General features: G+C 68.0%; 13 protein-coding genes. 5 read left to right on the forward strand and 8 right to left on the reverse strand.

Annotation, left to right across the window (positions count from 1 at the left end; all coding sequences use genetic code 11):
- Positions 1-72: 72 nt before the first annotated feature.
- Both QE389_RS06280 and QE389_RS06285 read left to right on the forward strand, forming a co-directional pair.
- On the forward strand, positions 73-1,008 hold the full coding sequence (locus tag QE389_RS06280) for a ribose-phosphate pyrophosphokinase (RefSeq protein ID WP_307365502.1): 936 nt from the start codon (positions 73-75) through the stop codon (positions 1,006-1,008).
- A gap of 84 nt (positions 1,009-1,092) precedes the next feature.
- Positions 1,093-2,175, forward strand: coding sequence for a hypothetical protein (locus tag QE389_RS06285; RefSeq protein WP_307365504.1), 1,083 nt, complete (start codon positions 1,093-1,095; stop codon positions 2,173-2,175).
- An 81-nt stretch (positions 2,176-2,256) separates the two neighbouring features.
- Here QE389_RS06285 and QE389_RS06290 read toward each other — a convergent pair whose 3' ends face one another.
- Both QE389_RS06290 and aceA read right to left on the reverse strand, forming a co-directional pair.
- Entirely contained in the window at positions 2,257-2,466 is a 210-nt protein-coding gene (locus tag QE389_RS06290) for a hypothetical protein (RefSeq protein WP_307365506.1), read from the reverse strand.
- Positions 2,467-2,486: 20 nt separating this feature from the next.
- A complete protein-coding gene (gene aceA / locus QE389_RS06295) occupies positions 2,487-3,767 on the reverse strand; it encodes an isocitrate lyase (protein WP_307365508.1) in 1,281 nt (426 codons plus the stop codon).
- Between the two features lie 155 nt (positions 3,768-3,922).
- Here aceA and QE389_RS06300 point away from each other — a divergent pair, with 155 nt between their 5' ends.
- Positions 3,923-5,368 (forward strand): short-chain fatty acyl-CoA regulator family protein, encoded by a 1,446-nt coding sequence (locus QE389_RS06300; protein ID WP_307365510.1) that lies wholly within the window; start codon positions 3,923-3,925, stop codon positions 5,366-5,368.
- Positions 5,369-5,375: 7 nt separating this feature from the next.
- Here the strand turns inward: QE389_RS06300 and QE389_RS06305 are convergent, their stop codons facing one another.
- From QE389_RS06305 to petA, 5 genes are all read right to left on the reverse strand, one after another.
- Positions 5,376-7,040: a M28 family peptidase gene (locus QE389_RS06305; protein WP_307365512.1), complete on the reverse strand. Its 1,665-nt coding sequence runs from the start codon at positions 7,038-7,040 to the stop codon at positions 5,376-5,378.
- A gap of 76 nt (positions 7,041-7,116) precedes the next feature.
- Entirely contained in the window at positions 7,117-8,775 is a 1,659-nt protein-coding gene (locus QE389_RS06310; protein ID WP_307365515.1) for a M28 family metallopeptidase, read from the reverse strand.
- A gap of 256 nt (positions 8,776-9,031) precedes the next feature.
- The gene (locus QE389_RS06315) at positions 9,032-9,904 is read right to left on the reverse strand and encodes a cytochrome c1 (RefSeq protein WP_307365518.1); all 873 of its coding nucleotides are present in this window, start codon (positions 9,902-9,904) and stop codon (positions 9,032-9,034) included.
- Positions 9,905-9,909: 5 nt separating this feature from the next.
- A complete protein-coding gene (locus tag QE389_RS06320) occupies positions 9,910-11,214 on the reverse strand; it encodes a cytochrome b N-terminal domain-containing protein (RefSeq protein WP_307365520.1) in 1,305 nt (434 codons plus the stop codon).
- 17 nt (positions 11,215-11,231) lie between these two features.
- Positions 11,232-11,780 carry a ubiquinol-cytochrome c reductase iron-sulfur subunit gene (gene petA / locus QE389_RS06325; protein ID WP_307365522.1) on the reverse strand — a complete coding sequence of 183 codons (549 nt, stop codon included), beginning with the start codon at positions 11,778-11,780 and terminating at the stop codon, positions 11,232-11,234.
- Between the two features lie 195 nt (positions 11,781-11,975).
- Here petA and QE389_RS06330 point away from each other — a divergent pair, with 195 nt between their 5' ends.
- Together QE389_RS06330 and hemF are read left to right on the forward strand one after the other, a co-directional pair.
- Positions 11,976-12,428: a tRNA (cytidine(34)-2'-O)-methyltransferase gene (locus QE389_RS06330; RefSeq protein WP_307365524.1), complete on the forward strand. Its 453-nt coding sequence runs from the start codon at positions 11,976-11,978 to the stop codon at positions 12,426-12,428.
- Positions 12,429-12,867: 439 nt separating this feature from the next.
- Positions 12,868-13,749 carry an oxygen-dependent coproporphyrinogen oxidase gene (gene hemF / locus QE389_RS06335; RefSeq protein ID WP_307365526.1) on the forward strand — a complete coding sequence of 294 codons (882 nt, stop codon included), beginning with the start codon at positions 12,868-12,870 and terminating at the stop codon, positions 13,747-13,749.
- Positions 13,750-13,949: 200 nt separating this feature from the next.
- On the opposite strand, the gene QE389_RS06340 is transcribed toward hemF, so the two are convergent.
- Positions 13,950-14,825: a LysR family transcriptional regulator gene (locus tag QE389_RS06340; protein ID WP_307365528.1), complete on the reverse strand. Its 876-nt coding sequence runs from the start codon at positions 14,823-14,825 to the stop codon at positions 13,950-13,952.
- Positions 14,826-14,855 lie beyond the last annotated feature (30 nt).

Below are 14,855 nucleotides of genomic sequence, written 5' to 3' on the forward strand. Positions count from 1 at the left end.
TCCGCTGGTAAAGAGCGCGCCAACCGACTGTCGTTCATGAGGGTCGGATGACGGCGAAAGGATGACCGGCCGATGAAGCTGCTCTCTGGCAACGCGAACCGCGCCCTGTCGCAGGCCATCGCCGACCACCTGGACGCGCCCCTGACCAAGGCCCAGGTCAAGCGGTTCGCCGACAACGAGGTTTTCGCCGTCATCGAGGAGAACGTGCGCGGCGAGGATGTCTTCATCCTCCAGTCCACCTCCTATCCCGCCAACGACAATCTGATGGAGCTGCTGATCATCACCGACGCCCTGGTCCGGGCCTCGGCCAAGCGGATCACGGCCGTCATGCCCTACTTCGGCTATGCCCGTCAGGACCGGAAGACCGGCGGCCGCACGCCGATCTCGGCCAAGCTGGTCGCCAATCTGATCACCCGCGCCGGCGCCGACCGGGTCCTGACCATGGATCTGCATGCGGGCCAGATTCAGGGCTTCTTCGACATCCCGACCGACAACCTGGTCGCCACCCCGGTCCTGGCCCAGGACATCAAGGACAACTATCCGCGCGGCGACGACCTGATGATCGTCTCGCCCGATGTCGGCGGGGTGGTGCGCGCCCGCTCCCTGGCCAGCCGTCTGAACGTCGACCTGGCTATCGTCGACAAGCGCCGGGCCAAGGCGGGCGAAAGCGAGGTCATGAACATCATCGGCGACGTGGAAGGCCGCCGCTGCATCCTGTTCGACGACATCGTCGATTCGGGCGGCACCCTGGTCAATGCGGCCAAGGCGCTGATCGACCAGGGCGCGACCGAGGTTTCGGCCTATATCAGCCACGGCGTCCTGTCCGGCCCCGCCGTCCAGCGCATCACCGACGGCCCGCTGAAAGAGCTGGTCATCACCGATTCCATCGAGCAGCCCCACGAAGTTTTGAACTGCTCGAAAATCCGCGCCGTTTCCGTGGCTCCGCTCATCGGTGAAGCTATCCGACGGATCGCCAACGAGGAATCGGTGTCGAAACTGTTCGATTAAGGATCGGATAACCAGTTTCCCCGCGTTATAAGCGGCTCCAGTTGTATGCGCTTCCCCGGCGCCAGAGTTCTGTGGACGCTTCCTATGCCCAAGGCCTTCATGACCCGCGGCCTGTCGATCGCCGCCCTCGCTGCGGCCGTCGTGCTCGCCAGCTGTTCGACGAAGACGGAGACGGCCGTTGCGCCGCCCCCGCCGCCGCCCCCGCCGCCCGTCACCCTGAATCAGAGCGTCGCCGACGCCGCCGCCGTCTATGTCGCCTATCTGCGCCAAGCGCAGACCATTAGCCCCGGCGGCTTCGCCGATGCGGAATCGATCCAGGCCGACCTGCGCAAGGGCGCGTCCTATGAGCCGCTCGAGCTGTCGCGCGGCCTGATCGCCTATGGCTCCATCATCGCCCTGCAGTCGCCCGAGTTCGTCGCCGGCGTGCGCCAGTTCGCTGTCGATCCGACCCAGCGCCAGCAGATGGTCGCCCGCATCGTGGCTGATCCGGCCTATGCCGCCACCCTGCCCGGCGCCGACGCCGCCGCCGGCCTGATCGCCTCGACCATCAACAAGGACGCGGTGGCCATGCGCGCCATCGCCGACGCGGTGGAGCAGGACGCCTACACCGTCCAGGGGCGCACCGATCCGCGCCGTCGCTGGGCGATCACCCCCATTCCCCACCGCGAGGTCCGGCTGGAAAGCGCCAAGACCCTGTCGGCGGTCGACATGCTTCCCTCGCCCGAGGAATCGGCCCGCCTGCTCGCCGCCGCCAACACGGGCGCGGGCCTTCAGGTCGAGCCGTCGCGCAAGGCGCCGCCCTATACGCCCGCCATGGTCCGCTCCCTGGCCATCGCCGCCCTGGCCGCCCTGGGCGCCGCCGGGGACGAGGCCAAGGCCAACACCGACGCCCTGGTCTCCGAGCCGAACAGCGAGTTCTGCCTGAACCTGTCCAAGCTGATGCTGTTCCAGTGCCTGGCCGCCTCGCGTCCCAGCTACGAGGACATGTTCTGCCTGGGCCGCCACGTCGCCCGCGACCTGTCCAGCTGCGCCACCCAGGCCGTCTTCGCCCCCATCATCACGGTCGGCGATCCGACCGAGACGGGCACGCCCGTGGCCACCCCTGTCGCCGCGGCCTCGACCTCCGCCTCCACCGCCGTGCGGACGCCCGCGCCGACCGGCGGCTGACCTACGCGCGCGGCCAGACGATCAAAGGCCCGCCCCGAGCGATCGGAGCGGGCCTTTTTCATGCGGCGCTTGGTCTTCGGCCTATTCGTAGCCGTGCGCGGCCTCGTTGATGACCTGGGACGGCATGGACGAGAAGTCGACCGCCACGGGATTGGCCACCTTGGCCTGATAGGTGCGCAGAACGTGCGTCAGGCGACGGCGCACCTCGCGCTCGGCCTCCGTGCCGGCGTCCAGCGCCAGGGGCGCCAGGCAGAAGTCGAGGATGGCTTCGGTTCGGGTCAGCGGTTCCATAGAGACTTTTCCTTTCCTGATCAGGCCGCGTGGGTGAACTGGGCGGTTTCGGTCGAATCCTTCAGGGCGGTCGTCGAGGACTGACCCGAAGAGATGACCGTGGCCACATCGTCGAAGTAACCGGTGCCGACCTCGCGCTGGTGGCGCGTGGCGGTGTAGCCGATGGCCTCGTTTGCGAACTCGCGCTGTTGCAGTTCGGAATAGGCCGCCATGCCCCGGTCTCGATAGCCGCTGGCCAGCTCGAACATGCCGTTGTTCAAGCTGTGGAAGCCCGCCAGGGTCACGAACTGGAACTTGTAGCCCATGGCGCCCAGCTCGCGCTGGAACTTGGCGATGGTGGCCTTGTCCAGCTTGGCTTCCCAGTTGAACGACGGCGAACAGTTGTAGGCCATCAGCTTGCCGGGATGCGCCTTCTGGACCGCTTCGGCGAAGCGGCGCGCATCGTCCAGGTCCGGATGCGAGGTCTCCCACCACAGGAGGTCGGCGTATTTCGCATAGGACAGGCCCCGCGCGATGCAGTGGTCCAGCCCCGTGCCCGGCTTCAGGCGGAAGAAGCCCTCCGGCGTGCGGTTTTCGCGGTCGATGAAGGGATGGTCCCGCTCATCGACGTCCGAGGTGATCAGCTGGGCCGATTCGGCGTCGGTGCGCGCCACCGTCAGGGTCGCCACCCCGCAGACGTCGGCGGCCAGACGGGCGGCGATCAGGTTGCGCTCATGCGCCTGGGTCGGGATCAGGACCTTGCCGCCCAGGTGGCCGCACTTCTTCTCCGACGCCAGTTGGTCCTCGAAATGGACGCCCGCCGCACCGGCCTCGATGAAGGCCTTCATGATCTCGAAGCTGTTCAGCGGGCCGCCGAAGCCGGCCTCGGCGTCGGCCACGATGGGGGCGAACCAGTCACGTTTGGCGCCGCCCTCCGCATGCTCGATCTGGTCTGCGCGTTGGAGGGTGCGGTTGATGCGGCGGCACAGTTCCGGCGCCGCATTGGCCGGATACAATGACTGGTCCGGGTACATGGCCCCGGCGGTATTGGCGTCCGCCGCCACCTGCCAGCCCGACAGATAGATGGCCTTCAGCCCCGCGCGGACCATCTGCATCGCCTGATTGCCGGTGACGGCGCCCAAGGCGTTGATGAAAGGCTCGTCGTGCAGCAACTGCCACAGGCGGTTCGCGCCGCGTTCGGCCAGGGTGTGGGTGATCGGCACGGAGCCGCGCAGGCGCAGGACGTCGTCCGGAGAATACGGACGCTCGATCCCGTCGAAGCGGCCCGAAGGCGAAGGAACCAGGTCGGCGAAGGTGGTCATGGTCGAAACCCGTCTGTCGAAAGCGCGGCCGCAGCCGCCGTCTCAAGACAGAAACACGCCGAAGTCACGAATGACACCGATCCCGTCGAAACAACGAAGTCATTATGTCATATTATGACTTTGCTTCGCCGGTCTGTTTGTGACACCCTCTCGCCATGGATGCCGCCGCCGACCGCAAACTGTTCCTGGGGGCCCGACTCAAGCGGCTGAGGCGCGACCTGGGCCTGACGCAGACAGCCATGGCCGCCGACCTGGCGGTTTCGCCCAGCTATCTCAATCATATCGAACGCAACCAGCGCCCCGTCTCGGCCCAGCTGCTGCTGCGTCTGGCCGAGACCTACGACGTCGATCTGCGCCATCTGAACCAGGGCGGAGAGGCCGACGCCGCCAAGCTGGGCGAGGTGTTCAGCGACCCAGTCTTCAAGGGCCTGACGGTCCCACGCCATGAACTGCTGCAACTGCTGGACGAGGCCCCGGGCGCCGCCGACGCCCTGTTGCGGCTCTATCGCGCCTTCGACGACCAGCGGACCCGTGCGCGCGCGGCCGTCGGCGCGGGCGAGGGCCTCACCGACGACAGTCCGGCCGAATGGGTGCGCGAATACGTCCAGTCGCGCGGCAACCACTTCCCCGAACTGGACACGATGGGCGAGGGCCTGGCCGAAGCCCTGGCGGCCGATGCGCCGGCCCACGGCGAAGGCTTCGAACCCGCGGCCCGTCAGCGGCTGGCGGCCAGGCACGACCTGGGGGTCCGCACCCTGCCGGCCGAAGTGATGGTGGAGTGGACGCGGCGCTTCGACCCGCATCGCCGCCGCCTGCTGCTGTCGGAAACCCTGACGCCGTCGTCGCGCGCCTTCGCCCTGGCCTATCAGCTGGCCCTGGCCGAACACGGCCCAGCCCTGAACGGCATGGTCGAGGCGGCGGGCGCGCCGGACGGGCCGACGCGAGCCCTGTTGAAAATAGCCCTGACCAACACCCTGGCCGGGGCGATCCTGATGCCCTACGGCGCCTTCCAGCAGACGGCGGAGGCTTCGGCCTACGATCTGGCGAAACTCCAGGCCCGGTTCGGCGTCAGCTACGAACAGGCGGCGCACCGGCTGACGACCCTGTCACGGCCCAGCGCGCGTGGCGTGCCCTTCTTCCTGATGCGGGTGGACCAGGCGGGCAACATCTCCAAACGCTACGCCTCGGGCGCCTTTCCCTTCTCGCGCTTTGGCGGCGCCTGTCCGCGATGGCGGCTGCATTCGGCCTTCCGCACACCCGGCCGCATCGTGACCCAGATCATCGAGACGCCCGCCCAGGACGGAAAGCCTGGCGCGCGCTGGTTCACGTTCGCCCGCACCGTCGAACGCCAGGGGCAGGACGGCTTCAGCGAGGGACAGGACCTGGCCATCGGCCTGGGATGCGAACTGCGCCACGCCCCCCGGCTGGCCTATGCGCGCGGCCTGGACCTGGACCGGCCCGAGGCGACGCCCATCGGCCCGGCTTGCCGCCTGTGCCACCGCCATCCCTGCGCCGAGCGGGCGGCGGCGCCCATCGACCGCCCGCTGGCGGTCGACGACTGGGCCAAGTCGGTCAGCCCCTATCCGTTCGCCAACGCCTGATCGACCCTTAGCGCCGCTGATCCGCCGAGCGGTCGCGGATGGCGTTGAACTCGGCCGTCGGCTTCCAGGCGGGCCAGGTCGTGCTGTCGGCCACCGTCAGCCCCAGCCGATACAAGAGGTCCAGGTTCTGCAACGCGGCGGTGAAGTCGTAGTCGGCCCGCCATTCGTCCGTCAGCTTGTGATAATAGCGCGCCATCTGGGCTTCGTAGTACGGCTTGCCCGCCGCCCCCCCCCCCTCGACGAAGTCCCGGCCGGTCCAGGGCATCAGGGCCGGCACCCCGCCGGCGGCGAAGTTGAAGTGGTCGGAGCGGTAGTAGAACCCCTCCTCCGGATAGCCGTCGCCGGTCACGACCCGCCCCTGAACGGCGGCGAAACGGCCCAGGATGTCCTCCAGCTCCGACTTGCCGACGCCGAAGACGGCCACATCGCGCGTCGCCGGGGTGAAGGGCAGCATGTCGATGTTGATGTCGGCGGCCGTCTTCTCCAGCGGATAGACCGGATCGGCGGCATAGGCTTCGGAACCCAGCAAACCTTGCTCCTCGGCCGTGACGTGCAGGAAGACGACGGTGCGTTCCGGCGCCGGGCCGGCCTTGAAGGCGCGGGCCATCTCGATCAGGGCCGCCGTGCCCGAGGCGTTGTCCCAGGCGCCGTTGTAGATGATGTCGCCCGTGGCGTCGGGCTGGCGCGCCTTGCCCACATGGTCCCAGTGGGCGGAATAGACGACATATTCATCCGGCCGCCTCGTCCCGGGAATCCTGGCCAGCAGATTGTTGGAGCGGATGACCTCGATCGTCTCGTCGATGTCGACCGACAGCCGCCCGGCCAGAGGCGCCGCCCCGCCCAAGCCGCCGGCCTTGGCCCGGGTCAGGGCCTGGGCCAAGCCGGACCCGCCCAGCCGCTGGGCCGTGTCCATGTTGATCGCGCCAGTGAAGCGGGTCTCCCTGGCGCCCTTGACCGTCATCTGCGGCCGGGTCGCCCCGCCGGCCGCGCGGCGCCAGCGCCCGGCCTCTTCCTCCAGGGTGATGACGCCGACCGCCCCGCGCTTCAGCGCCTCCTGCATCTTGTGGGTGGGGGAGCCATAGAAGTTCGGCTCGGCGCCCATGGCGGCCGGCTGACCGCGCAGGACCACGACCACCTTGCCGGTCAGGTCGCCGGGGCCATAGTCGTCCCAGCCCCGCTCGGGCGCCACGACGCCGTAGCCGGCGAAGACGACCGGCAGGCCGTCCAGCTTCACCTGCGGATCGGCCGGTCCGGCGCGCAGGGTGATGTCCGTGCCGCTGGTCAGGGCCACGGCGACGCCGTCCGCCCCCGTCCAGGTCGCAGCGGGCGCCCGCGCGGGCGTGAAGCGGACCAGATCGACCGGCTGCAGCCACGACCCGTCGCGGCCGCCGGGTTCAACGCCCATCGCTTCGTACTGGGCCTGCAGATAGGCCAGGGTCAGACGTTCGCCGACCTGGCCGGGAAAGCGCCCCTCCAGCTCGTCGGAGGCCAGATACTTGATGTGGTCGGACAGGCGCGGGGCGCTGAACTGCGGCGTGGCGGCCGAGGCCACGGCGAAAGCGTCGGCCGGGGCGCCGGCCGGCAAGGGGGCGGTGGCGCAGGCCGACAGGGCCAGGGCCAGGGCCGCCAGCATGGGCAGCGCCGAGGCGGCGAAAGGGAAACGGCGGATCATGCGAAAGGCTCGAAAAGGAAAGACGACGACGGGGCGGGTCGTCGCCCGCCCCGTCTTGAACGAAGGATCGAAAGAGTCAGCGCCGCTGGGAGGCCGTGGTCTCGCGCACCGGCGCGAACTCGGACCCCGTCTTCCACTGGGGCCAGTCGCGGCCGTTCGCCAGGGCGCGCCCGACGTCGTAGAAGGCTGCCAGATCCTCGATCATGCCGCGATAATCCCAGTCGGGCGACCATTCGTCCGCCGCCTGGTGATAGCGTTTGGCCCCGTATTCGCTGCGGGCGGCCTCTCGCGCGGCGACGGGCGCGTCGCGGAAATCGCCCCGGCTGCCAGCATAGGCCATCGGCACGCCGCGCTTGGCCAGGGGGAAGTGGTCCGAGCGATAGTAGGTGCCGGCCGCATTCTCATGGTCTGGAACCAGGGTGCGGCCCTGCGGCTGGACGGCCGCTGCCAGCCGCTCGTCGAAGTCCGACTGGCCGTAGCCGGTGACGCCCAGGCCGGTGACGCGGCCATAGACGTTCATGGAATCCATGTTGAAGCCGCCGACCGTCTTGGCCAGGGGATAGACCGGGTTCACCGCATAGTATTCCGAGCCCAAGAGGCCGCTTTCCTCGCCGGTGAAGCTGATCATCACGACAGAGCGTTCGGTGCGCGCCGCCCGGCCGAACATCCGCGCCAGTTCCAACAGACCGGCCGTGCCCGAGGCGTTGTCCACCGCGCCGTTGAAGATACGGTCGCCCGTCGCGTCCGGCTCGCCCATGCCGATGTGGTCCCAGTGGGCGGTGTACAGAACCGTCTCGTCCGGGTGGGTCGTTCCCGGCAGGCGGGCGATGACATTGTGGCTCGTGACCTGGCTGGTCGCCACGTCGAACTCGGTGGAGAAGGACGCGCCGGCGAGGGCGACCGGCTGGAAGTCGCGGCGGCGCGCCTGGGCCTTCAGGGCCTCGAAATCCTGCCCCGCGCGGCGGAACAGATCGACGGCCACGTCGCGCTGGATCCAGCCTTCCATCGGCACGCGCTCGGCCGCCGCATTCTGGCGCAGGATGTCGAACTGCGGCACGCCCCAGGAGTTGGCGACCGTCGCCCAGCCGTAGGAGGCCGGCGCCGTTTCATGCACGATCAGCACGCCCGCCGCGCCCTGGCGCGCCGCCTCCTCGTACTTGTAGGTCCAGCGGCCGTAATAGGTCATGGCCTTTCCGCCGAAGGTGTTCAGGGCCGGCTCTTCGAAGTCGGCGTCATTGACCAGAACGACCAGCACCTTGCCGCGCAGATCCAGGCCCTTGAAGTCGTTCCACTGACGCTCGGGCGCATTGACGCCATAGCCGACGAAGACCAGTGGCGCGTCCTTCAGGCTGACGTGTTCGGCCGGGCGACGGGTGGAGAGGGCGACCTCGCGTCCCTGCGTCAGCGGCAGGGTCCAGTCGCCCAGTTTCAGCGAGGCATGGACGTTCGACTGGGTGAAGCGGTTCAGGATCACGTCCTGCGTCCACTGGCCGTTCGGCCCGCCCGGCTGGAAGCCCGCTGCGGCGTACTGGCGGCTGAGATAGTCGATCACCTTGGCCTCGGCCGGGGTGGCGATGCCGCGCCCTTCGAAACTGTCGTCGGACAGGACGCGGATGTCCTCGGAAATCCGCGCCGCGTCGAAGGCGGGCGCGGCGTCCGGCGCGGCGGTCGTGGCACAGGCGGACAGGGCGACTCCCGCCAGCAGAACGGCGGCGAAGGAAGAGACAAGACGCATGAACTTAAGGCCCCACAGCCAAGGAGAAGACCGCCGAACCCTAGGGGTCGATCCCGACCCTGTCGATTCCATGACAGCGGCGATTCGTCGCAAGCAGAGGGGGCAAGCAGAGAGGGTACGCAGAGGGGCAAGCCTAAGGCCCGCCGGCATGGACGCCGACGGGCCTTGAAGGTCATCCGACCGAGACGAGAGCGGCCCTGGCGCCTGACCGTTTTAGACGGAATCGCGCAGCGATTCCGCCTCAACGGATCCGGCTCTAGTGGGCCACGCCCTTCCAGATGCGGCGGTAGCTGGCGTAGGTGACGCCGGCGAAAATCAGAAGGAAGATCAGCACGCCGAAGCCGGCCTGTTTACGTTCGACCATCTTGGGCTCGGAGGTCCAGGCGATGAAGGCGGCCACGTCCTTGGCGTACTGGTCCACCGTCTGAGGCGCGCCGTCGTCATAGGTGACGAGTCCGTCCTTCAGCGGCGGCGGCATGGCGATGAAGCCGCCCTCGGGCACATGACCCTTGGTCGAGTCCCAGAACGGCGTCAGGTCGCCGGCCATATAGGGGTTGTAGTGCTGGCCGTCGCGGATCGTCAGGCCCGCCGGCGGGTTCCGATAACCCGACAGCAGCGAATAGATGTAGTTGGCGCCGTCGTGGCGGGCCTTGGCCATGACCGACAGGTCGGGCGGCGCGGCGCCGCCGTTGCCCGCCGCCGCCGCCGTGGCGTTGGGATAGGGGCTGCGGAACTTGTCGGCCGGGGTGGCGTCGCGCTGGATCGCCTCTCCGGTCTCGCTGTCGATGTCGGGGACCTGAACCTCCTTGGCCAGAGCCTTCACGACAGGGTTGTCGTTCGGGTTCGGGTACTTCGGATTCCAGAACGGCCCGTGCGCGTCGCCCAGGTTCCGGTAGTGCATGAGGTTCATGCTGTGACAGGCCGAGCAGACCTCGTGATAGACCTTGTAGCCGCGCTGAAGCTGGCCCTGGTCGTAGGTCCCGAACGGCCCCTCGAAGCTGAACCCGCCCGAGCGCGGATGGGCCGCGCCGCCCGAGGCCAGGGCCGGCGCCGCAGCGGCCAGACCCAGCACGACGGCGGCCGAGGCGATGATCGTCTTGATCGACACGGTCTTCATTCCAATCGTCATGACAGTCAGCCCTTCTGCTCGACGGCGTCCGCGCCGGTCAGCACCGGCTCGGAGATGGTCGCCGGGATCGGCAGAGGCGTTTCCTTCAGCCCCACCAGCGGCAGGATCACCAGGAAGAAGACGAAGTAGTAGAGGGTGAACAGGCGCGTCAGCCACAGATAGGAGTTCAGCGCGCCGTCGAAGAGGACGGGGCTGGGCATGCCCGGAATGACCGGAGCGTCCGGCAGTTGACCGCCGCACCAGCCCAGGCCCACGCCCACCACCAGAAAGATGACGAAGAAGGTCCGCATGGTCGGGCGATAGCGCATCGAGCGCACCTTGGACGTATCCAGCCAGGGCAGGACGAACAGCACGCCGATGGCGCTGAACATCGCCACCACGCCGCCGAACTTGTCCGGGATGGCGCGCAGAATGGCGTAGAAGGGCAGCATGTACCACTCGGGCACGATGTGCGCCGGGGTCTGCAGCGGGTTGGCCGGAATATAGTTGTCGGCGTGGCCCAGGGCGTTCGGCTGATAGAAGACGAAGATCGAGAACAGGATCAGGAACAGGATCACCGCAAACCCGTCCTTGACCGTGAAATAGGGGTGGAACGGCACGGTGTCCTTGGCCTGGCGATCCTTGGGGATCAGGATGCCGACGGGGTTGTTCTGACCGGCGTGGTGCAGGGCCCACAGGTGCAGGACCACGCAGCCCAGGATGGCGAACGGCAAGAGATAGTGCAGCGAGAAGAAACGGTTCAGCGTGGCGTTGTCGATCGCCGGCCCGCCACGCAGCCAGATCAGGATCGGCTCGCCGATGCCGGGAATGGCCCCGATCAGGTTGGTGATGACCTCGGCGCCCCAGAAGGACATCTGCCCCCAGGGCAGGACGTAGCCCAGGAAGGCGGTGGCGATCATCAGGAAGAAGATCACGCAGCCGATGATCCAGATCATCTCGCGCGGGGCCTTGTAGGAGCCATAGTACAGGCCCCGCAGCATATGCAGATAGACGGCGATGAAGAACATAGACGCGCCGTTGGCGTGAACGTAACGGATCAGCCAGCCGCCGTTCACGTCGCGCATGATGCGCTCGACCGAGGCGAAGGCCAGGTCGACGTTCGGCGTATAGTGCATGGCCAGAACGATGCCGGTGACGATCTGCGTCATCAGGCACAGCGCCAGGATGCCGCCGAAGGTCCACCAGTAGTTCAGGTTGCGCGGCGTCGGCAGGGACATGTAGTCCGCGCCGAAGCGAATGATGGGCAGACGGCTGTCCAGCCACTTCTCGACGCCCGTTTTCGGGACGTAGGTGCTCTCGTGATCGCTCATGGTCCTCCCCTTCGCCCTCAACCGATCTTAACGCGGGTGTCGGACAGATAGTCGTATTCTGGAACCACAAGGTTCAGGGGCGCCGGGCCCTTTCGAATGCGGCCCGAGGCGTCGTAGTGCGAGCCGTGGCACGGGCAGAACCAGCCGCCGTAATCCCCGGCGCCGAAGGTCGGCACGCAGCCCAGGTGGGTGCAGGAGCCGATGACGACCAGATATTTCTCGTGGCCCGGCTTGGTGCGCTCGGCGTCGGTCTGGGGCTGTTTCAGGTCCGGCGCATGGTCGTCGGCGATGACGCGCTGAAGCTCGGCCGGGGTGCGATAGCGCACGAACACCGGCTTGCCCTGCCATTTGATGACGACCTGCTGGCCTTCCTGAACCTTGGTCAGATCGAATTCGATCGACGCCAGGGCCAGGGTGTCGGCCGCCGGGTTCATCTGGTTGATCAGCGGCCAGGCGACCATGACGCCCGCGCCGGCCGCGGCGGCGCCCGCCGCGATATGGATGAAGTCACGGCGATTGGGATCGCCGCCCTCGGGGCTTTCAGCATGCACGACCGATTCGGCCACGTTTCACCTCCCGCACGCCGTCGAATATGGACTCGAAAGCCTCTTGTCATGACGGCCAAACCAACGAACGAGGCCGAAGATCTCCAGCGGCCCTGCGCCGACGCCCCCTCGGCGCAAGCTGCTGACGTTTCTTGCGAAACGCTCGCAAAACAGGCCGCGACAAACCCCCTGGCCGCGCGTATGTCAGGGCTTAGAATGCGTCTCGCCCTTTTTCAACCAGACATTCCTCAGAACGTCGGCGCCTGCATCCGGCTGTCGGCCTGTTTCGGCGTCGATCTGCACGTCATCGAACCGACAGGCTTCCGTTTCGACGACCGCGCCATGAAGCGCGCCGCCCTCGACTACGGCCCCCTGTCGCACATGACGCGGCACGCCAACTGGGAAGCCTTCCAGGCGGATCGCCCGGCCGGACGGCTGGTCCTGTTCACCACCAAGGGGGCCACGCCCCTGACCGACTTCGCCTTCCGACCCGACGACGTGCTGCTGTTCGGCAAGGAGAGCGCAGGGGCGCCCGACCATGTTCACGCCGCCGCCGACGCCCGCGTCGTCGTGCCGCTGCGCCCCCAGGCCCGCTCGCTGAACCTGTCGGTCACGGCGGGCGTCGCCCTGTGGGAGGGATTGCGCCAGACGGGTCAGGTCGGACGCTAGGCGCGGACCGTTCCACCGCTGGATTTAGTCAGAGGCGGGGCCGGGACCGTCGATGATCACCCAGGTCGCACCGTCGATGGCGAGCATGACCTGCCACCGCCGCCAGGTTCCGTCCGCGTCGCGCATTTCGTAGCGACAGGCGAACTCGGTCGGCTCTTCGAGAATATCGCTGCAATGCGACCGCCGCAGACTCGATGAAGGAACCTGGAGTGCGCCCACCAAATCGCGATCGCGGGGCGTCCCTGCAGACAGACATCCGCTGCCAGCGACAGTCATCAAAAGATCGCGCAAAGTTTGGCCACGAACCAAACCTGCCCCGGTTCGGCGCGCTGGAGAAGATTCCTTGGTCCCCGGCCCAGGCCCCTGGTCAGTCCGCTCATCGTCGTCCCTAAACGCCGACAAGTTGGCGGATGCGCCGGGTCGGTTTAGGACAAAGGCCATGAGCGACGCCGTCTTCTCCGATCCGCTCGACCTGAAGAAGGTCGAGACACGCGCCTGGTTCGAGCATTTGCGCGACCGCATACACGCGGCGTTCGAGGCGCTGGAGGACGCGGCCCCCGCCGATCTGTTTCCGGGCGAGCCGGGGCGGTTCGTCCGCACCCCTTGGGAAAGGCCCGAGGGCGGCGGCGGCGTGATGGGCATGATGCATGGGCGGCTGTTCGAGAAGGTGGGGGTCCATGTCTCGACCGTGCATGGCGCCTTTCCCGCCGACTACGCCAAGACGGTGCCCGGCGCCGACGTCGATCCCCGTTTCTTCGCCACCGGGATCAGCCTGATCTGCCATCCGGTCAGCCCGCGCGTGCCGGCCGTCCACATGAACACCCGCTTCATCGCCACGACCCAACATTGGTTCGGCGGGGGCGGCGACCTGACCCCCGTGCTGATGGCGGATCGGCGTCAGGACCACCCCGACACCCTGGCCTTCCACGCCGCCATGAAGGCCGCCTGCGACGCCCACCACCCCGACTGGCACGCCCGCTACAAAGCCTGGTGCGACGAGTATTTCTATCTGCCCCATCGGCAGGAGCCGCGTGGCACGGGCGGCGTCTTCTACGACCACCACGACAGCGGCGACTACGACCGGGATTTCGCCTTCACCCGCGATGTCGGCCTGGCCTTCCTGGACGTCTATCCCCGCATCGTCGCCGGACGAATGGGCGAGGTCTGGACGCCGGAGGAGCGCGAGGAGCAGTTGGTCCGGCGCGGGCGCTATGTGGAGTTCAACCTGCTGTACGACCGGGGCACGATGTTCGGCCTGAAGACCGGCGGGAACGTCGAGTCGATCCTAAGCTCCATGCCCCCGGCGGTGAAATGGCCCTAGACGCCCTCGCCGGCTGAAATTGCACTGCACCCTGAAAAACGGTGCAGTATGCAAAACCGTGCAATTTCCCGTTCGGCGTTCGATTTTCAAAGACCCGCCGCCAGTCTAGCGCCATTTTCGAGCGTGCTATGTCGATCATCTCCGCGCGTGGAAAAACCGTTTCCGATCAACGGCCGTGACACCCGAAATGCGCGCCCGGATCAGGCCAGGGCAGCAATGAAGGCGTCGCCGGCCCGGCTGCGATAGCGGTTCGAATGGCGCAGCAGGCGAAAGGGGCGTTGGGGCAAGGAAAACGGCGCGCGGACCAGCCGCCCGGCGGCGACCGACGCCTGGGCCACGCTTTCGGACAGGGCGGTGGCGCCGGCCCCCGCTTCCGCCGCGGCCAGGACCGCCTCGTTCGCCGGCAGGGTCATGGCGACCGGCAGATCGGCCGGGTCGATGCCCGCATCACGCAGCGCCGCCTCCAGGCTGGACCGGGTGCCCGAGCCCGGCTCACGCAGCACCCAGGGCGAGCCGATCAGGTCGCGGGCCTTCAACCGCGTGGCCGAGGCCCAGGGATGGTCGGGCGTCACCACCACCGCCAGCCGGTCCGATCCGACCTGCGTTTGCGTCAGGGCCGGGGCGTCGACGACGCCCTCGACCAGGCCGATCTCGGCGGCGCCGTTCAGCACCGCCTGGGCGACCTCGCGCGTATTGCCGATCTGGACATCCAGTTCGATGCCCGGATAGGCGGCGTGGAAGGCCACCAGCCGGCGCGGCAGCCAGTAGCTGGCGATGGTCTGGCTGGCGAAGACGGCCAGACGCCCGCGCCGCAGGGCGCTCATGTCCGCCAGCGCCGCCTCGGCCGCCGCCGCGCGGGCCAGCACGGCCTTGGCCTCAGGCAGGAAGGCGCGGCCGGTGGCGTTCAGGGCCACGCCCCGCCCGACCCGGTCGAACAGGCGGACGTCATGCTCGGCCTCCAGGGCCGCCAGGGCGTTGGAGACGGCCGACTGTGTCAGGTTCAGCGCCCGCGCCGCCGCCGTCACATGGTCGCGCTCCGCCACGGCGACGAAGATGCGCAGGCGCTCCAAGGTCACGATTGATCTCCGAATCGGATTGAAACAACC

It is taken from the genome of Brevundimonas sp. SORGH_AS_0993 (genome assembly GCF_030818545.1).
Lineage (GTDB): Bacteria > Pseudomonadota > Alphaproteobacteria > Caulobacterales > Caulobacteraceae > Brevundimonas.